This is a genomic window from Roseburia sp. OM03-7AC (assembly GCF_003462625.1).
Taxonomy (GTDB): Bacteria; Bacillota; Clostridia; order Lachnospirales; family Lachnospiraceae; genus Roseburia_C; species Roseburia_C amylophila.
In genome coordinates, this window is record NZ_QTZJ01000001.1 from 845,237 (window position 1) to 869,216 (window position 23,980).

The 23,980-nt window shown below is 42.9% G+C and carries 22 protein-coding genes; all 22 read right to left on the minus strand.

The genetic code is table 11. The features are described from left to right. Window position 1: 1 nt before the first annotated feature. Window positions 2–901 (minus strand): sulfate adenylyltransferase subunit CysD, encoded by a 900-nt coding sequence (gene cysD, locus DXB39_RS04180; protein ID WP_117840879.1) that lies wholly within the window; start codon window positions 899–901, stop codon window positions 2–4. A 33-nt stretch (window positions 902–934) separates the two neighbouring features. Continuing rightward, on the minus strand, window positions 935–1,249 hold the full coding sequence (locus tag DXB39_RS04185) for a 4Fe-4S dicluster domain-containing protein (protein ID WP_117840878.1): 315 nt from the start codon (window positions 1,247–1,249) through the stop codon (window positions 935–937). Next, the gene (locus DXB39_RS04190) at window positions 1,233–2,945 is read right to left on the minus strand and encodes an adenylyl-sulfate reductase subunit alpha (protein WP_117840877.1); all 1,713 of its coding nucleotides are present in this window, start codon (window positions 2,943–2,945) and stop codon (window positions 1,233–1,235) included. The genes DXB39_RS04185 and DXB39_RS04190 overlap by 17 nt, the downstream gene beginning before the upstream one ends. Window positions 2,946–2,951: 6 nt before the next feature. Continuing rightward, on the minus strand, window positions 2,952–4,013 hold the full coding sequence (locus DXB39_RS04195) for an ABC transporter ATP-binding protein (protein WP_117698499.1): 1,062 nt from the start codon (window positions 4,011–4,013) through the stop codon (window positions 2,952–2,954). A gap of 1 nt (window position 4,014) precedes the next feature. Further along, window positions 4,015–4,878: a sulfate ABC transporter permease gene (locus DXB39_RS04200; protein ID WP_022243162.1), complete on the minus strand. Its 864-nt coding sequence runs from the start codon at window positions 4,876–4,878 to the stop codon at window positions 4,015–4,017. Window positions 4,879–4,890: 12 nt separating this feature from the next. Continuing rightward, window positions 4,891–5,739 carry a sulfate ABC transporter permease subunit CysT gene (gene cysT, locus DXB39_RS04205; RefSeq protein ID WP_117840876.1) on the minus strand — a complete coding sequence of 283 codons (849 nt, stop codon included), beginning with the start codon at window positions 5,737–5,739 and terminating at the stop codon, window positions 4,891–4,893. Between the two features lie 14 nt (window positions 5,740–5,753). Next, window positions 5,754–6,743 (minus strand): sulfate ABC transporter substrate-binding protein, encoded by a 990-nt coding sequence (locus DXB39_RS04210; protein ID WP_243005995.1) that lies wholly within the window; start codon window positions 6,741–6,743, stop codon window positions 5,754–5,756. Between the two features lie 89 nt (window positions 6,744–6,832). Next, a complete protein-coding gene (gene cysK, locus DXB39_RS04215) occupies window positions 6,833–7,765 on the minus strand; it encodes a cysteine synthase A (RefSeq protein WP_117698496.1) in 933 nt (310 codons plus the stop codon). A gap of 130 nt (window positions 7,766–7,895) precedes the next feature. Then, window positions 7,896–9,311 (minus strand): uroporphyrinogen-III C-methyltransferase, encoded by a 1,416-nt coding sequence (gene cobA / locus DXB39_RS04220; protein ID WP_117840875.1) that lies wholly within the window; start codon window positions 9,309–9,311, stop codon window positions 7,896–7,898. Window positions 9,312–9,359: 48 nt separating this feature from the next. Further along, window positions 9,360–10,400, minus strand: coding sequence for an ABC transporter substrate-binding protein (locus DXB39_RS04225; RefSeq protein WP_117840874.1), 1,041 nt, complete (start codon window positions 10,398–10,400; stop codon window positions 9,360–9,362). Between the two features lie 199 nt (window positions 10,401–10,599). Beyond that, window positions 10,600–11,247 (minus strand): thiamine diphosphokinase, encoded by a 648-nt coding sequence (locus tag DXB39_RS04230; RefSeq protein ID WP_117841239.1) that lies wholly within the window; start codon window positions 11,245–11,247, stop codon window positions 10,600–10,602. A gap of 1 nt (window position 11,248) precedes the next feature. After that, complete coding sequence (gene rpe, locus DXB39_RS04235) at window positions 11,249–11,908, minus strand: ribulose-phosphate 3-epimerase (RefSeq protein ID WP_022243170.1); 660 nt, start codon at window positions 11,906–11,908, stop codon at window positions 11,249–11,251. A gap of 105 nt (window positions 11,909–12,013) precedes the next feature. Next, window positions 12,014–12,892, minus strand: a complete 879-nt coding sequence (gene rsgA, locus DXB39_RS04240) for a ribosome small subunit-dependent GTPase A (protein ID WP_022243171.1) — start codon at window positions 12,890–12,892, stop codon at window positions 12,014–12,016. Window positions 12,893–12,900: 8 nt separating this feature from the next. Next, complete coding sequence (gene pknB / locus DXB39_RS04245) at window positions 12,901–14,964, minus strand: Stk1 family PASTA domain-containing Ser/Thr kinase (protein ID WP_117840873.1); 2,064 nt, start codon at window positions 14,962–14,964, stop codon at window positions 12,901–12,903. Further along, window positions 14,958–15,701 (minus strand): Stp1/IreP family PP2C-type Ser/Thr phosphatase, encoded by a 744-nt coding sequence (locus DXB39_RS04250; RefSeq protein WP_022243173.1) that lies wholly within the window; start codon window positions 15,699–15,701, stop codon window positions 14,958–14,960. The genes pknB and DXB39_RS04250 overlap by 7 nt, the downstream gene beginning before the upstream one ends. A gap of 10 nt (window positions 15,702–15,711) precedes the next feature. Continuing rightward, complete coding sequence (rlmN, locus tag DXB39_RS04255; protein ID WP_117840872.1) at window positions 15,712–16,749, minus strand: 23S rRNA (adenine(2503)-C(2))-methyltransferase RlmN; 1,038 nt, start codon at window positions 16,747–16,749, stop codon at window positions 15,712–15,714. Then, window positions 16,746–18,056: a 16S rRNA (cytosine(967)-C(5))-methyltransferase RsmB gene (gene rsmB, locus DXB39_RS04260; protein WP_117840871.1), complete on the minus strand. Its 1,311-nt coding sequence runs from the start codon at window positions 18,054–18,056 to the stop codon at window positions 16,746–16,748. The genes rlmN and rsmB overlap by 4 nt, the downstream gene beginning before the upstream one ends. Then, window positions 18,049–18,753, minus strand: coding sequence for a zinc metallopeptidase (locus tag DXB39_RS04265; protein ID WP_117840870.1), 705 nt, complete (start codon window positions 18,751–18,753; stop codon window positions 18,049–18,051). The genes rsmB and DXB39_RS04265 overlap by 8 nt, the downstream gene beginning before the upstream one ends. A gap of 15 nt (window positions 18,754–18,768) precedes the next feature. Next, window positions 18,769–19,710: a methionyl-tRNA formyltransferase gene (gene fmt / locus DXB39_RS04270; protein WP_117840869.1), complete on the minus strand. Its 942-nt coding sequence runs from the start codon at window positions 19,708–19,710 to the stop codon at window positions 18,769–18,771. Window positions 19,711–19,712: 2 nt separating this feature from the next. Beyond that, window positions 19,713–20,183 (minus strand): peptide deformylase, encoded by a 471-nt coding sequence (gene def, locus DXB39_RS04275; RefSeq protein WP_117698487.1) that lies wholly within the window; start codon window positions 20,181–20,183, stop codon window positions 19,713–19,715. 27 nt (window positions 20,184–20,210) lie between these two features. Further along, entirely contained in the window at window positions 20,211–22,436 is a 2,226-nt protein-coding gene (gene priA, locus DXB39_RS04280; RefSeq protein ID WP_117840868.1) for a replication restart helicase PriA, read from the minus strand. Window positions 22,437–22,445: 9 nt separating this feature from the next. Continuing rightward, complete coding sequence (locus DXB39_RS04285; RefSeq protein WP_117840867.1) at window positions 22,446–23,900, minus strand: UDP-N-acetylmuramoyl-L-alanyl-D-glutamate--2,6-diaminopimelate ligase; 1,455 nt, start codon at window positions 23,898–23,900, stop codon at window positions 22,446–22,448. Window positions 23,901–23,980 lie beyond the last annotated feature (80 nt).

Below are 23,980 nucleotides of genomic sequence, written 5' to 3' on the forward strand. Positions count from 1 at the left end.
CTTAGAAATACCCCTCTCTCTTTCTTCTTTCCATACTGCCTGCTGCTTCGTTATCAATGACACGGGTGGTTCTCTCGGAAGATACTGCACTTAAAGTCTCATCGATAATTTCATCCAATGTAGTTGCTGTTGACTCTGTTCCTCCGGTCAAAGGATAGCATCCTAAGGTACGGAAACGTACACTCTTGTACTGGATTTCCTCTCCCGGAAGCAGACGCATACGGTCATCATCCACCATGATAATATTTCCATCACGATATACTACCGGACGTACTGCTGCAAAGTATAACGGTACAATGTCAATTTTCTCACGTTTGATATACTGCCAGATATCAGTCTCAGTCCAGTTGGAAATCGGGAATACTCGAATGCTTTCGCCTTTATTGATTTTAGCGTTGTAAAGCTTCCACATTTCCGGTCTCTGGTTCTTCGGGTCCCAGGCATGATTTTCATTACGGAAGGAGAATATTCTTTCCTTTGCACGGGATTTCTCCTCATCACGTCTGCCGCCGCCAAATGCTGCGGTAAATCCATATTTATTTAATGCCTGTTTCAATGCCTGTGTTTTCATGATGTCGGTATATGCAGAGCCATGGTCGAATGGGTTAATCCCCTTCTTTACACCATCTTCATTGATATACTCTATCATTTCAATGCCAAGCTTCTTTGCTGTCTCATCACGGAATTGAATCATTTCCTTGAATTTCCATGTGGTATTTACATGCAGAAATGGAAATGGCGGCTTCTCCGGATAAAATGCTTTCATGGCAAGATGCAGCATTACGGAGCTGTCTTTTCCAATGGAGTAAAGCATAACCGGCTTCTCGCACTCTGCGGCCACCTCTCTTATGATGTAAATTGCTTCTGCTTCCAGTTCATCCAAATGTGATAATTCACCCATACTTACCTCTTTCTGCCACCCTGTGGCGATTTATTAATATTGATTCGATTGCTTTCTGTCAATAACGATGGTTTCTACGGTGCCATCCCGTTTCTCTATCTTCCAGTCCAGATACTGTTCCCGGCTTGCTACACTCATCTTACTTCCCATGCCGCCCATATCTGCACCCAAGTAAAGTGCTATGGCATCTACCTTACATTCCTTAATACAGGAGCAACAGCCCCAGCAGTCCTTCGGATACAGCATACATGCCTTTCCATCAGAGTCCATTCCAATCAGTGTTCCCGGACAGACCTGACTGCATCTGCCACATCCCACACATTTGCTTTGATTAATAGCTATGCTCATAGGTCTCACCTCGCTTTACTAATTCCCGGAAGAGCACATGGATTTTACCATTTTCTTTTCTGGTATTCACATATTTTAACCACTCATCACTCTTATCCGGATAATCTAAGTTTTCTGCAAAACTGTGCCAGCGGGTTTCCTTTCTGGCTCTCAGATGATAAATCAGTGTCTCACAGACCGTCAGCCGGTTCTTAAGCTCATAGACAAACATCAGTTCATGCATATTGGAAGCTCCAAGCTCCTTCGAAAGTTCCTTTAACTTTTCGATTTTCTCTTCTGCCAGATTCAGCTGGTTTTCATTAAACTGATAATGATTGCTGATTCCGCCTGCATAGGTATCCATTACCTTCTGCATGGCTTCTTCTAACTGTTCCGTATCATATAAACCGGACTGATTTGTTAAAATCTTATCATATTCTTTCATCTTTTCTTCAAATCTGTTGTCACAGAATGCTTTTTCTTCTTCCGTCATTTCATAGCTTGCAGCCTTTTCTTTTGCAAGGTCTTCTACCATTGCCTTTGCTGCAATCTCGCCCTCGACCATGGCTCCTGTTACATATTTCTGTGGACAGCCTCCTGCCACATCTCCGGCTGCATACAGTCCGTGAATCGTAGATTCTCTTCTGGTGTCAACCCAGTAACCACTGGCGGTATGTCCACCTACCACATACGGCTCGGTTCCTTCGATTTCCACATTCTGCTCACTTGGGTTCTTTCCCTGCTCAATCCATTTTAAGGTCTGGCTCGGTGCCATGTTAAGATAAGCCTTCTTTAAGGAATCATCCTGCTCTGCACTGATTCCTTCTGTCCGAAGATAGCATGGACCATGTCCTAATAAATTCTCTTTTACGGTTCCATACACACGCTGTGAAGTGGTAAGTCCGTATTTTGTCTCATATACTTCGCCAAGGGCATTTATCTGCTTTGCTCCCACACCCTGTGCAATGGTTCCGGTCGGTGCGATGGTATCTTTGCAACGCAGTGCAATAAAACGCATTTCAAAGGTGGTCATCTCTGCTCCCGACTCAATTCCCATGGCATAACCGGCTCCGGTATTAAATGGTGGATACCACATCTTATGTCTGGAGAATCCCGGATTGTTCGGCCGGTAAAGACCGGATGCTCCACCGGTTGCACAAAGCACTTTCTTCGCCCGGATTTCTACTGCTGTCTCATTTTCAATGGAAAATCCCACTGCACCATAAATCCTGTTCTCCTTTACCAGATAATCGGTAATTGCCACCCGGTTTAATATGATAACATTCGGCAGCGCTTCTACTGCAGAAGCAAGTAGCGGCTTGATATTCTCACCGTTGATTTTGATATTCCGGTTTCCTCTTGCCACATATCTGCCATTTTCATCTTTTAAAATGACAAGACCAAGCTTCTCCATTTTCTCTGTTACACGGTTTAAGCCCTCCGACATAGTAAGAAGCAAATCCTCTCTTACGATGCCGTCTGCATCCTTTTTGGCATAATCCACATAATCTTCCGGCTTTCTGCCCTCTACGATATATGCATTAATGGCATTTACTCCGGCTGCAAGACAGCCGCTTCTTTTGATGTTGGCTTTCTCTGCAATGATAACTTTCGCATCGGACTGTTCTGCAATGGTCAGTGCTGCATAACAGCCTGCGGTTCCACCGCCAATAATTAAAATGTCTGTATCCATTATTTTTCTGTTCTTAATTTCCATAGCAACTTAGATGTAGAATACATCATCCTCCTGCATTTCTTTATTTTCACAGAGATACGTCCGCTCTTTATCCAGCACATATAACCGGTAAATCAAAAGGCTTACCTTCTCTCCGATTTCAAGACTTTCTTTTTCCAATGGCCACTCACAGATTATCTCAATGCCGCCTACGTCTACCGTAACATCCAGACGGTTTCCACGGAATACGATATCCTTTACAATGCCATCCTGGGATGCACTCATATAGCGGTCAATTTTGCCAAATTTATGTATCTTTACAAATTCCGGTCGGATGACTGCTTTCGCTGCACCCTCGATTTTATCAAATCCATGCAGTTCTTCGTAATGTTCCACTAGGGAAGAACGTCCAATAAACTGTGCTACAAACGGAGTATCCGGTGTATTATAAATCTCTGCCGGTGTTCCAATCTGTTCGATGGTTCCGTGATTAGTAATGATAATCTCATCTGCCACCTCAACGGCTTCATCCTGGTCATGGGTTACGAAAATGCTGGTGATTCCAAGCTTTGTAACTACACTGCGAAGCCAGAGTCTTAATTCCGAACGAACCTTGGCGTCAATTGCTGCAAACGGTTCATCCAAAAGCAGTACCTGTGGTCTTGGTGCCAGTGCCCTTGCAAAAGCAACTCTCTGCCGCTGTCCGCCGGACAACTGGTTCGGATACCGCTTCTCCATACCGGAAAGTCCGGTAATCTCCAAAAGCTCCATTACCCGCTTCTTAATTTCTTTCTTTGGCACCTTCTGAAGCTCCAGTCCAAATGCCACATTGTCATATACCGTCATATAGCGGAACAATGCGTAGTTCTGAAAAACAAATCCGATGCCTCGTTTGGAAGCCGGTACATCATTGACCCGTTTTCCATCGATGTAAATGTCTCCGGAATTTGGCATTTCCAGTCCTGCAATCATACGAAGCAGTGTTGTCTTTCCACTGCCGGATGGTCCAAGCAGTGCCACCAGTTTTCCTTTTTCAATGCCAAAGCTGACATGATCAGAAGCTTTAAAACTGCCATATTGTTTGCATATATCTTTCATTTCAACATACATATCAGCGGCTCTCCCTTCTTGTTTTTGCCCGATATTCCAGAATATTTCGAAGGAATAATATAATAACTGCCAGAATAACCAAAAGCGAGGATACTGCAAATGCTGCAGTAACGGACTGCTCTGTACCCGACATATATAATGCATCGATTTCCAGTGGAAGTGTAAAGGTCTCTCCTCTTGTCTTTGACAGAGCATTGACCGCACCGAACTCTCCCAACGCTCTCGAGGTACAAAGGATGACTCCATAGAGCAATGCCCATTTCATCTGTGGAAATGTAATCTTAAAAAAGATTTTCAGTCCGCCGGCTCCCATCAGGGCTGCTGCTTCTTCTTCGTCCTTGCCCTGAGCATTTAAAACCGGAATCACTTCCCTTGATACATAAGGAAATGTTACAAATACCGTTGCTAAAATAACGCCCGGAATTGCAAAAGCGATTCTGATATTCGTTCCAAAAAACTGGTTAATTGCCCGGATAAATGGATAGGTCCAGCCCAGTCTTCCAAATGTCATCAAAAATGCCAGTCCCACGATAACCGGTGAAATGGAAAACGGAATATCAATCAAGGTTGCCAGCACCTGTTTTCCTCGGAAGGAAAACTTGGTTAAAAGCCATGAAACACATAATCCAAAGAATGTGTTAATCACCACCGCTGCCACTGTTGCAATCAGAGTTACCTTTAAAGCACTCTTTACATAATCTGTCCGGATGGACTGCATGTAAAAGGCAAATCCTTCTTTTAAGGAACTTGCAATGATGCAGAGCAGCGGAAGAACCAGCATCAGGAACAGGAACAGTACACTGACTGTAATCAGAATATGACGCGTACTTTTTTTTCTTTTTTCCAGTTTTTCAAGCTCATTCATACTTTTCTCCTTCTATAACTGATTCGTGCGTTGCGCCTGCTTCATCTGAATGATATTCACTGCAAATAAAATAAGGAATGATATGATTAACATAACCAGTGCAATTGCTGTTGCAGAGGTATAATCGATATAATTTAATTTCTGCATAATAACATAGGAAATTACCTGTGTATGCTCCTTGGCACTATTGCCGGATATATAGATAACACTTCCATATTCTCCTACCCCTCTGGCAAATGCCAGTCCAAATCCGGTTAAAATTGCCGGTTTCATCTCAGATAAGATTACTTTGAAAAATGTTTTCGACGGTGTCGCTCCAAGGATATAAGCTGCTTCTTCATACTGTCCATCCAATTTTTCCAATATTGGCTGAACGGAACGCACGACAAATGGAATTCCCACAAATACCAGTGCAATGACCAGTCCCACATGGGTATATGCTGCTTTTATTCCAAGGACTGCTAACGGCTTTCCGATGACTCCGGTGTCAGAATACATCTTTGATAAAGTAATACCCGCAACTGCAGTAGGCAGTGCAAATGGAAGTTCAATAAATCCATCTAAAATCCGTTTTCCCGGAAAATCATACCGGGTCAGCGTCCAGGCTAATATCACACCAAATACCACATTGATACATGCTGCTAAGAAAGAACATCCGATGCTGGTGGCAAATGCATATAATACATTTGACTTGGTCAGAAGTCCGAAAAATTCTGACAGAGATAACTTTAAGGAATATACCATTACGGATGCCAGTGGAATCAGTACAATCAGTGAAAGCATTGTAACTGTAATTCCAAGCGTTAAATGAAATCCCGGTATGACTCTGATTTTTTTATTTTTACGGAATCGTCTTTTCATACTTGCCTCTTCTTCTAGTAGTTATATATCTCATCGAACCAGGCATCATCATCAAAATAATCTTTGTATGCCTGATCCCAGCCACCAAAATCATCAATACTCCAAAGTGCCATCGTCAGATCAAAGGTATCTTCATATTCCTTTAAAATTTCCTGATTGGATGGACGGTAACCATTCTCTGCGGCGAGCCGCTGTGCATCATCTTCATATAAATAAGATAAATATGCTTCTGCCACATCTCTTGTTCCATTGAAATCTACATTATCATCTACCACTGCCACACTGGGCTGTGCTAAGATACTGACCGTCGGAGAAATCAGTTCATATTCTCCCGGATAATTCTTAAGTACTGTCATGGCTTCATTTTCCCATGCAATCAGTACATCGCCTTTTCCATTTTCCACAAAGGTGGTTGTGGAACCTCTTGCTCCGGAATCCATCACGGAAACGTTGGCATAAAGTTCTTTTAAAAATTTCTTTTGTTCTGCTTCACTGTAACCCTTTTCCTTTGCATAGCTTAATGCTGCCAGAAAGTTCCAGCATGCACCGCCGCTGCTCTTCGGATCCGGCGTGATTACTTCAACACCCGGTTGAATCAAATCATCCCAGTCTTTGATATTTCTCTCATTTCCCTTTCGTACCAGAAAGACAATGGTTGAAGTATATGGTGCGGATTGATCCGGGAACTGATCCATCCAGCCCTCATTAATCAATCCGGTATCCTCTATCAACGAAATGTCATGTGCCAGTGCCAGTGTCACCACATCCGCATTACAACCTTCCACTACGGAACGTGCCTGCATGCCGGAGCCTCCATGAGACTGGATGACTTCCACTTTTTTTCCGGTTTCTGCTTCATAATGCTGTATGAACATTTTATTATATGCTTCATAAAACTCTCTGGTCGGATCATAGGAAACATTGGTTATGGTAATGACATCACTCTTTTGTCTGCCACATCCACTGAGCAGCAACATCATGACTGCAAGTAAAAGTGCAGTCATGCGGTAACGATATGTAATTTTCTTTCCCTGCTGTTTTCTGCTCTTCTGCATGTCACCCAACATTTCCTTTCTATCTCTTTTCATTGATTTTATAATTCGAATAAAGAGGTGGATAAATACCGCTCTCCGCTGTCCGGCATTAAGATAACAATATTTTTATCTTTATTCTCCGGTCTGCCTGCCAGTTCTTCTGCTGCATGTAAGACTGCACCGGACGAGATTCCAATCAGGAGTCCATCCGTCTTTGCCACTTCTCTTGTGGTATCAAATGCCACATCATTATCTACCGGAATAATCTCATCAACCAGTGACAAATCCATAACCTTCGGAATAAATCCTGCGCCGATTCCCTGTATCTTATGTGGTCCCGGTTCTTTTCCGGAAAGAACGGCGGAAGTTGCAGGTTCTACTGCCACAATCTTAATGTCTGCTTTCTTTGCCTTTAAGCCTCTTGCTGTTCCGGTCAGTGTTCCACCGGTTCCTACAGAAGCTACAAAAATATCTATCCTGCCATCCGTATCCCGCCAGATTTCCTCTGCGGTAGTAAGCTCATGGATTTTTGGATTGACCGGATTTTCAAACTGTTGCGGAATAAATGCATTTCCATATTCTTCTTTTAACTGGGCTGCCTTCTCAATTGCGCCCCGCATGCCAAGCCGTCCCTGGGTCAGTACCACTTCTGCTCCCAGTGCTGTTACAATCTTTCTTCGCTCAACACTCATGGTATCCGGCATGGTTAAAATCAGATGCAGCTTCTTTGCCGCACATACAAATGCCAGCCCAATTCCGGTATTGCCACTGGTCGGTTCTATAATAACGGTCTTGTCATTAATCAGCCCGTCTTTTATTCCCTGCTCTATCATTGCTTCTGCCACACGGTCTTTTACGCTGCCCAATGGATTAAAATACTCAAGCTTTGCTAAAAGGTGTGCCGGAAGATGCTTTGCTTCTTCGTAATTTTTCAGTTCCAGTATTGGTGTATTACCAACTAATTCTGTCAGAGATTGTGCTATTTTCGCCATTTCCTTTTTTCTCCTTTCCTGTAACTATTTACCATAATACCCTATAATTCATATATGGTCAATAGGAAATGTAAGAAAATTTTTTTCAGGACCTCGTTTTTCCGAAAAGTCCTGAATTTTTTTCTTTTTCTTACTCCGGTAAACGGACGGTATCTCCTACCACAATCACTGCCGGCATTGGGATCTGTTTCTCCTGCACTTCTTTTTCGATGGTAAGAAGTGTTCCATATGCTGCCCGGCTGCTTCCATCAGAAGTTCCATGAATTACTGCTACCGGTGTCTCTGCCGCTGCACCGCCGTTTTGTAATTCTCTTACAATCTCCGCAAGTCTTGTGTATCCCATCAGAAAGACACAGGTTCCATCCATGGCAGCCATTTTGTGAATCTCATCTTTTAATGATTCCTCATCTCCGGCAAAATGCCCGGTCATTACATGAAAGCTCCGGCTGACCTTCCGCTCCGTCACCGGAATTCCGGCAAGCTCCGGCACTGCAATGCAGGAGGAAATGCCGGGAATTACTTCTGTTTCAATGCCAGCCTCCGTCAGTGCGTCTACTTCTTCATTTCCTCTGCCAAAGACAAATGGGTCACCGCCTTTTAACCTTACAACATGCGCACCTTCTTTTGCCTTCTCTATCAGCAGCATATTAATCTCTTCCTGCTTCATGCTGTGTCTGCCACTGCGTTTTCCTACACAGATTTTTTCACAGTTTTCAATGGTAAAATCAAGAAGCCTTGTATCAATTAACGCATCATAAATCAGCACCTGTGCTTTTCTGATTTCCTGCATGCCGCGCAGTGTTATGTATTCATAGGACAGACAACCGGCTCCCACCAGAACCACCTTTCCTGGGGATACTTTCCTGACCGGACAAGCTTCTTTTAGGGTTTTGCTTTGATAATTTTCCAGTAAAATTTCGCATTCAGTTTCTGTCAGGGGACGTCCTTTTCCCATACACACATCTGCCAATTCCATCAGAAAAGCAGCTCTCTTTTTGTCATCTTCGATTGCCATTTTTGCAAAAGGACGAATCTTTTCAAGATAATCCAGGATTTCTTCCATCCGCTCCGGGATGTCTGCGCTTAACCGGGCACGGAACGTGGTTGCTACTCTTGGACTTGCTCCTTCGGTAGAAATGCCGATACTGAGCTTTCCCTCCCGAATCAGCGACGGGAACAGGAATCCACATTTTTCCTTATCATCTACAACATTTACCAGAATATTCCTCTCTTCACAAAGCTTTGCAATCCTTGCATTCAATGTTTCATCCGAGGTTGCCGCAATAACAAAATCCATTTTTTCCAGATTTGTAGTTTCAAAATCCCGCTCGGATAAAATAAGTTCCGACGTATCTTCGTTCTTTTTTCTTTTCTCTTTTATTTCTTCGGAAAGTTTCCAGATTCCATTATCAATCTTTGGTGCAACAACCAGAAGCTCCGGTTCATAAGGCAGCAGCTTTCTTACCTTGCGTTCTGCTACAATACCGCCACCGACAATCAGTCCTCTTTTTCCTTTTAGTTCCACAAAAAATGGAAAATATCCCATCCCGCTTCTCCTTTATTGCCTATACTCTGTCACTTAAGTTTCTGCGTCTTAGTTTTCCTGATATAAAATGTCTGCCAGTTCTTTATACGCTTCTCCCCAGCGGGCATTTGGTTTCAGGTTGTAAAGCCGTTTATCCAGTACATAATAGTGATTCTCTTTCACTGCAGTAAGACTGCTCCATACCGGACTGTTAATTAATGTTTCCTGCACATTTTCCAGTGCCGCATCTGTATCGGTTCCCTGTGTAGTCACGAAAATATAATCCGGATCTGCGGTTACGATTGCTTCAAGGCTCAGATTATCCAATAATCCGCTGTCGCTGTCTGCAATATTCACACATCCCAAATCCTTTAACAGCTCACCACCTACGCTGCCTTCACTTCCTTTGGCTTTTACACCACTTGCTGCTGCACGTAAAAATAATACGCTTGGATGGGAATCATCTACCCTTGCCTTGATTTCTTCAATCTGTTTCTGAACCTCAAGTCCGTTTTTCTCATATAAATCTTTTCTTCCGGTAATATCTGTACAAATGTCTAACATCTGAAGATATGCGTCAAAATCAGATACATCAAAATATGCTACTGTAACGCCTGCTTCTGTCAGCATATTTTCCATCTCCACATTAGAAGTAGTATTGGTGCTTGCAATTACAAGATCCGGCTGTGCGGCAAGTAATGCTTCTGTATTTGGCTCCTGAATACTTCCAAGATTTACCACATCATCTCCTAAGTCAAGGTCTAATGACTCCCATGAGTCATTGGCTGTTGCCACCAGTTCACCACCGGATAATAACCAGACATCTGCAAAGCTTCCAATCATGGCTGCCACACGGTCATGGGAAGTTACGGTTACATCTCTTCCCAGTGCATCCGTAAAAGTAACCGGATTCTCTTCACTGGCTCCCTCTGTCACTTCATTTCCTGCTTCTGTCACATTTTCTGTACTCTCAATTACCTCTGTCACAGACTGCTGCTCCGTGCTTAAGGTCTCCTTTGTATCCTTATTTCCACACCCTGTCAGTGCTGTAAACATTAATGTTACGCAAAGACCGAGTGCTGTTAATTTTGTTCTTACGCTTCTGTTCATCTTCCTTTTCATCCTTTTCCTATTCATTTACTATGAATTGTATTGTACTATATTTTTTTAATTTGTCAAGATAGAAACGGTCTTTCCGTTAAAAGAATAATGGTACAGTCTATCCGCTCCAATACAAGCATAAAGCCTGAAGAAGCTTAATAACAAAAAAGAGACCTCTTCTGTCTTACAGAATTCAGTCTCTCAAAAATCAGTCTCTCGATTCAATCATAATCAATATTCCGTTTTCTAAATCTATCACCGCTTCATCGTCTGCAATTTCATTACTGACACCTAATGTATTATCACTGGTAAATGCGGCATCCTGCAGAGGATATTTCATTCCGGTCAATGTTACTCCGGTTACTTCTGTGGTAAGAGGAAGTAAGGATACATACTTTCCGAACTGCTGACTCTTTCGAAGAACCGCGCGCTCTTTCAACAGGCGAATCCGGTTATGGGAATCTATGAGAAAACACGGAATATCTTTTGCCAGCGGCTGCATCAGAAGCTGTATATTACCTAACACATGGTCAAGCCTTGTGCCGGTGCCACCTAATATATGGATTTCACTACTGTTTCGCTCCATAGCTTTTCCGATGGCAATTTCAGAATCGGTATAATCCTTCTCCGGCTGATACTGGTGCCACTCAATGCCGCTTTGCCGTCGAAATGCTTCCAATATGGTTTTATCTGCCGAATCATAATCTCCTAATATGACATCCGGTTTTATCTGATTGCGGTAACAGAATTCCATGCCACGGTCTGCTGCTAAGATACAATCCGGTTTTACCCTCTCTATATAACTTAATGCAAATGCATCCTCTATTGTTCCGCCATTGATAATCAATGTTTTCATCTTATTTACCACCATTAATGAGATTTAAGAAACATCTGGTGTTCTCTTCCGCATCTCCGCCAAAAACTGCGCTTCCGGCAACAATAATATTTGCTCCTGCATCCATCAATGTTTCAACATTGGAAAGGTTTACGCCGCCATCCACTTCAATATCAAGCTTCAGCTTCCGCTCCTGCACCATTTTCTTTAACTGACGCACTTTATCGATAGTATAAGGAATCAGCTTCTGTCCGCCAAAGCCCGGATTTACTGTCATGATTAATACCATATCCACTTTTTCTAAAATATGTTCAATGGCAGTTAATGGTGTAGCAGGATTTAATGCTACTCCTGCAATGATGCCACGTTCCTTAATAGCTTCAATGGTCCGGTCTAAATGCTTACAGCTTTCTGCATGCACCGTAATCAAATCGGCTCCACAGTCTACCAGCTCATCAATATAACGGATTGGCTCATCAATCATCAGATGAACATCAAATATTTTATCAGTGCATTTTCGAATGGAGCGGATTACCGGCATTCCAAAAGAAATGCTTGGCACAAAGCTTCCATCCATTACATCGATATGAATGTACTGCGCCCCGGCTTCATCTACCGTCTTAATCTCTTCTCCTAATTTACTAAAATCTGCTGATAAAATAGATGGGGATAAACAATTCATCGTCTGATTCCTTTCTGTATCTGATATTTCTTTCGTATCTTATTTGGCTGTACCTTATTTTCGATATCCTATTTTCTATCTCTTCTCTTTCGATACTCTAATTATTTAATACTTCTTTCTGTCCTTTAATTCTCCATAAAGCTGGCAGTAATTTTCATAACGCACCGGATGAATCTTTCCTTCTGATAAAGCTTCTTTGACTCCGCAGTCCGGCTCACTGATATGGGAACAGCCCTGAAATCTGCAATACGGTTCAAAGGCTGCAAACTCCGGATAACAATCCTGCAATTCTTCCTTCTCCATTTCCGGAAGATAAAGAGAACTAAATCCCGGTGTATCCATGATATAACCATCGCCCTTAAGCTGAATCAGTTCTGCATGTCTTGTGGTATGACGGCCGCGCTCTATCTTCTTACTGATTTCACCGGTCTCCATACAGGCTTCCGGTGCTAAAAGATTAATAAGTGAAGATTTTCCCACTCCGGAAGGTCCTGCTACCGTTGTAGTCTTTCCTTCTAATATTTCCTGAAGTTCTTTCAGTCCCAGTTCCTTTTTTGCACTGACAAAGAGTATCTTGCAGCCGCTTGCTTCATAAATAGATGCAATCTCCTGCTGCTGTTCCTCCGTAATCAAATCACACTTATTAAAACAAAGGATTACCGGAACATCCTGCCGTCCCATCATTACCAGAAAGCGGTCCAAAAGATTAAAATTGGGATTGGGACTTGCCGCCGCGAAAATCAAAAGAGCCTGGTCCACATTGGCAACTGCCGGACGAATCAGTGCATTTTTTCTTGGAAGAATTGCTGCGACATTTCCGGTCTTCTTCTCTTCTGAAATAATATCAATCTCTACATCATCTCCCACCAGTGGTTTCATCTTCTGCTGGCGGAATATTCCTTTTGCCTTACATTCATAAATTCCGGATTCCACTACATGAACGTAGTAGAATCCGGAAATTCCTTTGACTATTTTTCCCTGCATGTGCATCCTTATTTTTCAGTAAAGTTTACAGAGGTCGATACCACATTGGTTCCTGTTGTACCATCTTCGTTGGTATATGTCCAGTCAACCTCAAGGGTACCGCTGCTCATATTTTTAATATTATCCACGTTCACAGAACCAGGTGTTGTTCCCTCGAAGGTTGTAGTCCAGAGGGTACTTCCATCAGAACCTTTCAAAGTAACGGTTCCGCCGGTATAATTCTTGCCATCCTGCGGTACTGCTAATGTATCACTCTTATAAGAATAGTATGTGGTCTTCTTGCCTAAGCTGATGGTCAGGGTAACGGTTGTTCCACGGTCAACAAACTTGCCATTTACCGGATCCTGGCTGATAACCTGACCTTCTGCCACATCATCGCTGTAATCGGTCTTGGTTGTAACATTTAAGCCTACACCGGTTAATTCATTTTTCGCATCAGTTTCTGAGTGTCCTCTGACATCCGGTACCTGTACGCTTTCAATACCACGGCTCAAAATCAGGGTAATGGTATCACCCTTCTTCGCATTGGTTCCGATATCCGGTGTAGTCTTGATAACATAATCCTGCTGTACGGTATCGCTGTAATCATAATCCGTGCTTACCTTAAAGCCCATATCCTCTAATTTTTTCTGTGCTTCCGAAGACTTATAACCGGCTACGTCAGGAATCGGAACATCTCCTGCTCCGCTGCTGATACGGACAGTAACGGTATCGCCAGCCTTTACAGATTCACCCTTCTTCACACTCTGCTCGGCAATCTGTCCTTCCTCATAATCATCAGAGGAAATCTCCTCGCCTTCTTCTAACTTGATATCAAGCTTCTTATCTTTGATTTCATTCTGTGCTTCTTCAAAAGTAAGACCACGCAAATCAATCATTTCGATTTTATCTTCGGTGTCTGTTTCGGTTTCTGTTGCAATCTCTGTCTCGGTATCATTTTTCTTGCTGCCGCCAAATCGGAAAATTCCAAGGATATTACCAACCAGGCAAATGACGATTCCTACGATGATAACTGCAGCGACAATTCCCATAATAGTAACTGCTTTTTCCATCTTCGGATTGAGAATTCCATTCTCCTTCTCCTCATCCTCTGTTAATTCATCCTCATCCGGTTCTTCTTCCTCTCCTGCTTCTTCCTCTTCATCATAGGAAACTTTTCCGGAGCCTTCTCGGATCTGCTCTAATTCATCCTGTCCGATGACTCTTGTCTTATCATTGCTGCCAAGTGGAACCATGGTAACAAAATCTTCATTCGGACTAATCAGACATTTCTTTAAATCAATCAACAGTTCGCCCATATTCTCATAACGGCGGTCCGGGTTCTTCTGTGTACATTTTAAAATAATCTTCTCTAAGCTGATTGGAAGGTCCGGTGTATACGCAGTTGGTGGAACCATTTCTTCCTGTAAATGCTGGATTGCTACCGCAACCGTAGTATCTCCATCAAAAGGAACTCTTCCGGTTACCATTTCATACATGACAATTCCAAGAGAATAAATATCACTCTTGCCATCTACGAAACCGTTTCTTGCCTGCTCCGGAGAAGAATAATGTACGGAACCCATAACATCTGAATTAATGGTGTTGGAAGTTGCTGCACGGGCAATTCCAAAATCGGTTACCTTTACTTTTCCTTCTGTGGAAATAATAATATTCTGTGGCTTGATATCACGGTGCACAATATTCTTATTGTGTGCAGCCTCAATACCTCTGCCTACCTGAATGGCAATGCTGACCGCTTCTTTGTAAGTCAGTTTGCTTTTCTTCTCAATATATGTCTTTAATGTGATTCCATCCACATACTCCATGACAATATAATGCATGCCGTTTTCGCTTCCGACATCATAGATATTTACGATGTTTGGATGCTCTAATCCTGCTGCTGACTGTGCCTCTGTACGGAACTTTGTCACAAAATTAACATCTTCACTGAATTCCTGCTTTAAAACTTTAATTGCCACAAAACGTCCTAAGACATGATCCTTTGCCTTATAAACATCAGACATTCCGCCTGCGCCTATTTTCCCAATAATTTCATAACGTTCTGCGATAAACATTCCCTCTGTTAACATATCTTCACCTCATCCGAAAATGGTTTTATTACAATTACTGTAATGTTGTCTTTACCGCCATTTTCATTGGCAGTCTTTACCAGTCTTTCTGCTTGTTCTGCAATATCACGCTGACTGAGCATAATATTTCTGATATCTGCATCCTCTACCATGTTGGTTAATCCATCGGTACACATAAGTATTTCATCTTCCGGATCCAGATTAATCTCAAAGAAATCCACATCCACTTCCGGGACTGCTCCGATTGCCCTTGTAATAATGTTTTTATCACGGTGATTCCGGGCTGTTTCTTTGTCCATCTCACCCATCCGCACCATTTCTTCTACCAGCGAATGGTCTTTCGTAATCTGCCTGATTTCTTGATTTACTACATATAGTCTGCTGTCTCCCACATTGGCAACCGTAAGCACGTTGTCATGAATGGTACAAATTACCAGAGTAGTTCCCATTCCCTTCATTTCCTCATGGTTATTCGCTTCCTCTAACAGCATGGTATTTGCCTGCTTTACTGCAGACTCAATAATTGCAGCCGGCTCTGACAATGTCGACTCACGAATCAGCTTCTCCAATGTCTCTACCGTATATCTGGAAGCATAATCTCCCGCTTTATGTCCTCCCATTCCATCTGCAACAATGAAAAGATTTGGCAGATTACCAATCGGCTGCTCAGAGGAAAAGACATAGTCCTGATTGGAGCTGCGCTTTTGTCCGATATCTGTAATTGAAAAAGTCTTCATGATAGTCCACCTACCTTTCTAAAAATTTCTTTCTTAACTGTCCACAGGCACCATCAATATCTCTGCCCATTTCCCTTCTAATAGTAACATTAATTCCGTTTTTTTCAAGTTTATTTTTAAATTTGAGGATTTCCTCATGGTCTGACTGCACATAATCCCGCTCTTTAATGGGATTTACCGGAATCAGATTAATGTGGCAGTTCATGCCGGAAACCAGCTTAACCAGCCGCTCTGCATCCTCATCCGTATCATTGACGCCGCCCACCAGACTGTACTCAAAAGTGATTCTTCGTCCTGTCTTGTCAAAATAATATCTGCAGGCATCTAAGACCTCGGAAAGCTCATAACTGTTGGCAACCGGCATCAGCTCTTTCCTCTTTTCCTGTGAGGATGCATGCAGGGAAAGTGCCAGTGTAATCTGAAGTTTCAAATCAGCGAGCTGCTTCATCCGTGGCACCAGTCCACAGGTAGATACCGTAAGATTTCTCTGGCTGATATGAAGTCCATGCTCGTCTGTCAGCAGTTCAATGAATTTTACAATATTATCATAATTATCCATAGGTTCTCCGCTTCCCATGACTACCACATTGGAAACACGTTCTCCGATGCTCTCCTGAATCCGGTATATCTGCTCTAAGATTTCCGATGGTGTCAGATTACGCACCAGTCCGTCCAGTGTGGATGCACAGAACCGGCAGCCCATACGGCAGCCCACCTGGGAAGAAACACATACGGAATTGCCATGCTTATATTTCATCAGCACACTTTCTATCATATTCCCATCTGCCAATGCAAATAAGTACTTTCTCGTTCCGTCAATCTTCGAAATCTGTACCAGTTCTTCTTCTAATACTATAAGGTCTGCTTTCTCTTTTAATGTCTCCCTTAAATTCTTCGAAAGATTTGTCATTTCATCAAAGGAGGTGACATGATGGATGTGCATCCATTCATATATCTGCTTTGCCCGGAATTTCTTCTCTCCCAGAGACAAAAGAAATTCTTCTAATTCTTTTAAATTCAAGGATTTTACATCAACTTTTTCTATCATACATTCTGTTTCCTTAATCTGGCAATGAAAAATCCGTCACTGCCTAATTCATCCGGCAGAATCTGTTCCATGCTTTCTACTTCAAATTCTTTATGATTTGCCATAAACCACGCAACATTTTCTTCATTCTCTCCCGCATCAATGGTGCAGGTACTGTAAATCATTCTGCCACCCGGCTTCACATACTGATGAACCGTGGATAAAATCTCCCGCTGTAATGCGATCAGTGACTTGATATCTTCCGGCTGCATCCGATATTTGATATCCGGTTTCTTCCGGAGCACACCCAGTCCGGAACATGGTAAATCGGCAATAACCACATCTGCTTTGCCGATACTGCCTTTATCTGATACACAGGCATCCCACTGCTCGGCTGTCATATTGGTCACCTGATGACGTCTGATATTCTCTTCTATCAAAGAGACTTTATACTCACTGACATCCCTGGTGATGACCCTTCCACTGCCGGAAAGCAGCTGTGCAATATGTATACTCTTTCCACCAGGTGCTCCGCACACATCAATGACAGTATCATTTGCTTTTACCTCTGCCGCCTCAGCCACCTTCATGGAGCTTAAATCCTGCACATAAAAAAGTCCTTCCGCAAATTCCGGAATGCTGCCAAGATAATCCACACCTCTTACATGCAATGCATAAGGAAGTTTTTCATCTATGTTCACTTCCATGCCACGATTTTTCAAGCGCTCCACCAATGCTTCCGGTGTAATCTTTGTAATATTACACCTTATGGTCAGTGGTTCTTCTTTCAAAAATGCTTCTGCTATCTTTTCAATCCGTTCTAAGGAATAATTTTTCTCCCAGAGTGTAATCATCCATTCCGGGATGGAACAGGTTACGGATAAATACTGTTTATAAGCTTTTTTCTTATCCGGGTATGCAATCTTATCAAGATTTCTTCCGATATTCCGAAGCACTCCATTGACAAATCCGGAAAGCTTTCCAAAGCCTTTTTTCTTTGCAAGCTTTACTGCTTCGTTGCAGGAAGCCGATACCGGAACACTGTCCATATATTTCATTTCATAGACTGCACTCCGGATAATACAACGGATTACCGGCTTCATTTTATTCACCTTCACACGGGAAAACTGATTGATAATATAATCAAGCTCCAGCATACGCTCCAGAGTACCCTCGCTGACTCTGGTAATAAAGCTGCGCTCCTGTTTCTCAAGATACTGATATTTGGTCAGTACATCAGAAATCGCCACATGGCTGTATATGCCATCCTTTGTTACCGCCAGCAAAATTGCAAGCACCAGTTCCCGGCTGTTCACCGAATCAGTCATCCCGTCGTCCTCCAAATAATAAAATCAGACGCAGTAACTGAAGAATCGCTGAAGCTGCTCCCGCTACATAGGTTAACGCTGCAGCTCCTAAAACTTTTCTCGTATAGCCCAGTTCCTGTTCTCCTAAGATTCCTGTCTCTCCAAGGATTCTTACTGCTCTTCTCGATGCATTAAATTCTACCGGAAGTGTTACAATCTGAAATAATACTGCCAGTGAAAAGCAGATGATTCCTGCTGTAATCAATGCCTGACCACTGCGGCTGCTGATAAATAATCCAATCAGGATCAGCGGCCATGCCAGTGTAGAACCGATATTGGCTACCGGAACAATGGCACCACGAATGGTAAGCGGTGCATAATTCTTCTGATGCTGGATAGCATGTCCACACTCATGGGCTGCTACACCAACCGCCGCAACAGATGCCGAACTATAGACACTGTCTGAAAGACTTAAGGTCTTATTTCTCGGGTCATAATGGTCGGTAAGGTTTCCGGAAATATGGCGGATTTCCACATCATAAATGCCTGCTGCATTTAAGATTCTCTGTGCCGCCTGTGCCCCTGTCATTCCGGACATACTGCGGTATTTTGAATATTTTTTAAACGTATTGTTTACATGGGCAGATGCCAGAAGGCAGATTACTGCACCAATAATTACTAAGAAATAAGTCGGGTCCCACCAATAATAATATGGCATATGAATTCCTCCTTTTTATTGCTGTTTTGTTCCAAGCACCGTTCCGTTTCCGATTGTAAATCCACGTAAGAAATCAGCAACCGGCATACGTTTTTTTCCTTCTAACTGCACTTCTTCCAGCGAAAGACGGTCAACGCCTGTCTGTATGACAAGGCTCTGTTTATCTGCCTTTACCACTGTTCCCGGTGCAGCATCCGTATTGCCCGGATGTACCGTTGCCTTCCAGATTTTCAATGTCTTACCGGAAAGGTAAGTATAGGCACTCGGCCATGGATTCAGTCCACGAATCAGCCTCTCAATCTGCACTGCAGATAAAGACCAGTTAATCTTTCCCAATGACTTCTGAATCATTTTGGTATGCGTTGCAATCTCATTATCCTGTGGTGTATACACTGCTGTACCATCTTCAATGGATTTCATGGTTTCTACACACAATTGTGCCCCGGCATCCTGCAATTTATCAAAAAGGCTGCCACCGGTCTCCTGTGCATCCAGTTCCACAGCCACAGATGCTATCATATCTCCGGTATCCAGGCCTTCATCCATACGCATAATCGTTACGCCGGAAGCCTTCTCTCCATTGATTACTGCCCACTGGATTGGTGCAGCCCCACGATATTTTGGAAGCAGGGATGCATGGACATTGATGCAGCCATATTTTGGCATCTCTAAAATTTCTTTTGGAAGTATCTGTCCAAAGGCTGCTACCACAATGATGTCCGGCTGATATTTTGCCAGATATTCTATGCATTCTAGGCGGCGTACCCGCTCCGGCTGATATACTTCGATTTCATGGGCAATTGCAGCTTCCTTTACCGGCGGATACTGCATGCTCTTTCCTCTTCCCTTGGGTTTATCCGGCTGTGTTACCGCAAGCACTACTTCATGGCCTGCTGCCACAATTGCCTCTAATGTACCCACCGCAAAATCCGGTGTTCCCATAAATATTACTTTCATTTCTAGCCCTCCTCATAGACTACATCATGAAGCTCGCCCTCTACTTTTTCCATATACATATGTCCATCCAGATGGTCTAATTCATGACAGATTGCTCTTGCTAAAAGCTCTGTTCCCTCAATCTCATATTCATCACCATCTTCATTAAATGCACGGGCTTTTACATAATTTGGTCTTGTAACTGTTCCTGCCTTGCCCGGAAGACTTAAGCAGCCTTCATCTCCGGTCTGGGTTCCGGAAGTCTCGATAATCTCAGGATTAATCATAAGAATCGGGCCATCTCCGATATCAATAACTACCATTCTCTTTAAGATTCCAACCTGCGGTGCAGCAAGTCCCACACCATTGGCTTCATACATGGTTTCTAACATATCATCTGCCAGTTCTAAAATCTTTGGTGTTATCTCTTTAATTTCTTTACAGGTCTTTGTCAATACCGGATCTCCTACTGTCCGGATCTGTCTTAATGCCATTTTTACTTCCTCCTTAAATTTCTTTCTCTAAAAGCCATTTACCGGGTCAAAATCAAATTGCACCGATACGTTTCTTACTCCCTGTTTTTCTTCCATAAGCTGTTCTACTTTATCTTTTATCTGAATCAACACACCATAATCCGGGTGTTTGAAATAAAGTACTTTTTTATAAATGTCATTTACCTTGGCTACTGCTGCATCTGCTGGTCCAATCATCTGAAGCTTTTTATCAGCCTGCACTTTTTCCATGGTATCTGCAAGCTCTTTTGCACATGCATAGGCTTCTGCTTCTTCTTTTGATGCACAAAGCACAACCAGCATATGCCATACCGGCGGATAACGCATTGCCTGCCGGTAGAAAATTTCCTCTTCATAGAACTGGTTATAATCCTGATTCTTTGCACAGATGACGCTGTAGTGCTCCGGATTATAAGTCTGGATAATGACCTCTCCCGGTTTCTCACCTCGTCCTGCCCTTCCGGCTGCCTGGGTCAGAAGCTGAAAGGTTCTCTCAGCGGCATGATAATCGGATACATAAAGAGATAAGTCTGCTGCCAGCACTCCTACTAATGTTACATTTGGAAAATCATGTCCTTTTACAATCATCTGGGTTCCAATCAGGATATCTGCTTCCTGATTGGCAAATGCGGAGAGGATTTTCTCATAGCTGTCTTTGCTTCTTGTGGTATCAAAATCCATCCGAAGAATCCTTGCCTTAGGGAATTCTTTTTTTACCAGTTCCTCAATTTTCTGGGTTCCGGCTTTAAAACCACTGATATATTTTGAACCACAGTTCGGACATATCTTAACATGATTTTGCTCATAACCACAATAGTGACATATCAGTTTTCCATTATTATGTGCATGCAATGACACATCACAGTGGGGACATTTCATTACATGACCACAGGCACGGCAGGATACAAAGCCTGCCATTCCCCTGCGGTTAATAAATAGCATAACCTGTTCTTTCCGCAATAACCGCTGCTCTATTTTTTTATGAAGGCTTCTGCTTAAAATCGAAAAGTTTCTTGCCTTTAATTCTTCTCTTAAGTCCACAATTTCACATTCCGGCAGTGGCTTTTCCTTCACCCGCTTATCCATGGAAAGGAGTAAATAGTCACCCTTTTTCGCATGATAAAAGCTTTCGATGGAAGGGGTCGCCGAGCCTAAAATCACAGTGGCACCGGACATTCTCGCCCGCTCTATTGCGGTTTCCCTTGCATGATACCTTGGTATCGTCTCACTTTTATAAGTGCCCTCATGCTCTTCATCTATTATAATATACCCAAGATTTGAAAAAGGTGTGAACAAAGCAGAACGAGGGCCAATCATAACATCAATTTCACCTTTTTTTGCCCGCTCAAACTGGTCGGAACGCTCTCCCGGTGACAGTTTCGAATTCATAATGGAAACCCGGTCGCCAAACCTATGGTAAAACCGCATCACCGTCTGATAGGTCAGTGCAATCTCCGGAATTAATACGATGGACTGCTTTCCCCTGCCGGCAGCTTCTGCAATCAGCTCCATGTAGACTTCTGTCTTACCGCTTCCGGTCACTCCGTGAATGAGGCACGGTTTCTTTTCTGTTCTGGCATTTTCTATCACTGCATCCACCACTTTTTGCTGCATTGCATTTAAGGTCAGGGTATAGGCTCCCATCTCCTGTGTACGGACAGGATTACGGTAAGTCCGCACTTCTTCTACCGTTATAACTCCCTGCTGCACCATTGCTTTGATGACATCTGCCGTAATATGAAGCTTTTTGGTTATTACATCATAACTTAAGACAGTTTCTTCTAACAGTGCTTCTAACAGTCTTGCCCGGGCAGTTCTGTGCTTTCTTTTCAGTTCTTCCAAAAGGCTTGCTGCCTCGTTAAAAGGAAGCATAAGGCGTACCAGACGGCTCTTTTTTTCTTTGGCTTTCTCTTTAATTGGAATCACTGTCTTTAATGCCTGGTTCATGGTTCCACCATAATTTTTACGCATCCACGCTGCCAGGGCAATGAACTGTGATTCAATCTGCATGGCATTGTTATCAACAGCTTTAATGTCCTTTAATTTAGCCGTGTCAAATTCTGCTTTATCTGTCAGTTCTATCACGTAGCCCTTTATCGTCCGGTTTCCAAAGGGAACAATGACCTGCATTCCTTCCGTTATCTCATCCTTCATTTCCGGTGGAATCCGATACTGAAAAGTTTTATCTAATTTTTCATGAGAAATATCAATTATGATATTGGCATATTTTGCCATAGATTCACCTCATATACTGTTCTCTATCATTTCCCGTTCGTTCATCGGATAAAAATGTCCTTCTATCTCCTGATACTCTTCATGACCTTTTCCTGCCACTACAATCAAATCGCCCTCCTGTGCCTGGGAAACAGCATAAGAAATGGCTTCTCTTCTATCCGGAATAATTTTATACTTTCCTTTCGTTCTCTTCATTCCCTGTTCGATGTCAGAAAGGATTGCCTCCGGCTTTTCATATCTTGGATTATCCGATGTCAATATCGTGACATCCGAAAGTCTTCCGGCTGTCTCACCCATCTGAAACCTCCGCAGCGGAGAACGGTTTCCACCGCAGCCAAACAATAATACCAGACGCTTGGGCTGATACTGCCGCAATGTCTTTATCAGGGATTCCAGACTTGCCGCATTATGGGCATAATCAATGACTACATCAAATTTATCTGAAATTCTTACTTCTTCAATTCTTCCTTTTACTGAAACATTTCTTAAGGTTTTCCTTATCGTCTCCGGGGAAATTCCAAGGAGATGTGCTGCTTCCATGGCAGCAAGGGAATTATATACATTGGCAGTTCCGGGCATTTTTAATACGATTTCATCCTTTATCCACCCGGTTGTCTGATATGTGACATTTAATCCACGACTGCTTCTTTCATATATGATATGCTCCGCTTTTACATCGCAGGGTTGTTCGATTCCATAAGTATATACCGGAGCATCAAGATTCGCTGTCATAAAACCATGATATTTATCATCTGCATTGATACAAATCACCCGGCTACGCTCAAAAAGCCGTTTTTTACAGCAGGCATACTCCCGAAAACTCCGATGCTCTCCCGGTCCGATATGGTCCATGGACAGATTAGTATAAATTCCAATGGCAAAGGTGATTCCGTCCACCCGGTAATGCTTCAGTCCCTGGGAGGATACTTCCATCACACAACAACTGCATCCGGCATCCGCCATTTCCCGCAGTTCCTTCTGTAATACCAGAGCATCCGGTGTCGTATTGCTGCCTGGCTTTTTTAATCCATCGCTTCTTCGTACGCCAAGAGTTCCGATCAGTCCGCATTTTACCCCGGCTTCCTTTAACATCTGATACAGCATACAGGCAGTCGTGGTCTTTCCTTTTGTTCCGGTAATTCCTATCATCTGCATGGCTTCTGCCGGTGCGCCATAATAATTTCTGGCTATCCATGCCATGGCTTCACTGGTATTGCGTACCCGGATGACTGTCACATCACCTTCCACCCAGACATGCTTTGATACTACACACACTGCTGCTCCTTTACGAATTGCCTGAGCAAGATAATCATGCCCGTCTTCTCTGCTTCCCGCAAGGCAGATAAACATGCTTCCTCTGACCACCTGTCTGGAATCATGGCAGATATGTGTCACCTTACAATCCATCGTTCCCCGTGTACAAATATATGTAACCTGCTTTAGTAAATCCTTAAGATATGCCATAGACGTATCCTTAAAAATACACTTTTATCATTATATGCTACCGGGTGGGTTTTTACAAGTTTTCCACTTTTTATTTATGA

Excerpts from the sequence above, each read along its gene's own strand:
- DXB39_RS04265 (WP_117840870.1), bottom strand. The coding sequence starts at position 18,753 with ATGCCATATTATTATTGGTGGGACCCGACTTATTTCTTAGTAATTATT.
- cobA (WP_117840875.1), bottom strand. The coding sequence starts at position 9,311 with ATGGGATATTTTCCATTTTTTGTGGAACTAAAAGGAAAAAGAGGACTG.
- DXB39_RS04190 (WP_117840877.1), bottom strand. The coding sequence starts at position 2,945 with ATGGAAATTAAGAACAGAAAAATAATGGATACAGACATTTTAATTATT.
- priA (WP_117840868.1), bottom strand. The coding sequence starts at position 22,436 with ATGGCAAAATATGCCAATATCATAATTGATATTTCTCATGAAAAATTA.
- DXB39_RS04200 (WP_022243162.1), bottom strand. The coding sequence starts at position 4,878 with ATGAATGAGCTTGAAAAACTGGAAAAAAGAAAAAAAAGTACGCGTCAT.
- DXB39_RS04185 (WP_117840878.1), bottom strand. The coding sequence starts at position 1,249 with ATGAGCATAGCTATTAATCAAAGCAAATGTGTGGGATGTGGCAGATGC.
- DXB39_RS04210 (WP_243005995.1), bottom strand. The coding sequence starts at position 6,743 with ATGACTGCACTTTTACTTGCAGTCATGATGTTGCTGCTCAGTGGATGT.
- DXB39_RS04250 (WP_022243173.1), bottom strand. The coding sequence starts at position 15,701 with ATGAAGACTTTTTCAATTACAGATATCGGACAAAAGCGCAGCTCCAAT.
- rpe (WP_022243170.1), bottom strand. The coding sequence starts at position 11,908 with ATGAATTGTTTATCCCCATCTATTTTATCAGCAGATTTTAGTAAATTA.
- rsmB (WP_117840871.1), bottom strand. The coding sequence starts at position 18,056 with ATGACTGATTCGGTGAACAGCCGGGAACTGGTGCTTGCAATTTTGCTG.
- rlmN (WP_117840872.1), bottom strand. The coding sequence starts at position 16,749 with ATGATAGAAAAAGTTGATGTAAAATCCTTGAATTTAAAAGAATTAGAA.
- cysD (WP_117840879.1), bottom strand. The coding sequence starts at position 901 with ATGGGTGAATTATCACATTTGGATGAACTGGAAGCAGAAGCAATTTAC.
- DXB39_RS04195 (WP_117698499.1), bottom strand. The coding sequence starts at position 4,013 with ATGTATGTTGAAATGAAAGATATATGCAAACAATATGGCAGTTTTAAA.
- fmt (WP_117840869.1), bottom strand. The coding sequence starts at position 19,710 with ATGAAAGTAATATTTATGGGAACACCGGATTTTGCGGTGGGTACATTA.
- DXB39_RS04225 (WP_117840874.1), bottom strand. The coding sequence starts at position 10,400 with ATGAACAGAAGCGTAAGAACAAAATTAACAGCACTCGGTCTTTGCGTA.
- DXB39_RS04230 (WP_117841239.1), bottom strand. The coding sequence starts at position 11,247 with ATGAAAACATTGATTATCAATGGCGGAACAATAGAGGATGCATTTGCA.
- DXB39_RS04285 (WP_117840867.1), bottom strand. The coding sequence starts at position 23,900 with ATGGCATATCTTAAGGATTTACTAAAGCAGGTTACATATATTTGTACA.
- pknB (WP_117840873.1), bottom strand. The coding sequence starts at position 14,964 with ATGTTAACAGAGGGAATGTTTATCGCAGAACGTTATGAAATTATTGGG.
- def (WP_117698487.1), bottom strand. The coding sequence starts at position 20,183 with ATGGCATTAAGACAGATCCGGACAGTAGGAGATCCGGTATTGACAAAG.
- rsgA (WP_022243171.1), bottom strand. The coding sequence starts at position 12,892 with ATGCAGGGAAAAATAGTCAAAGGAATTTCCGGATTCTACTACGTTCAT.
- cysK (WP_117698496.1), bottom strand. The coding sequence starts at position 7,765 with ATGGCGAAAATAGCACAATCTCTGACAGAATTAGTTGGTAATACACCA.
- cysT (WP_117840876.1), bottom strand. The coding sequence starts at position 5,739 with ATGAAAAGACGATTCCGTAAAAATAAAAAAATCAGAGTCATACCGGGA.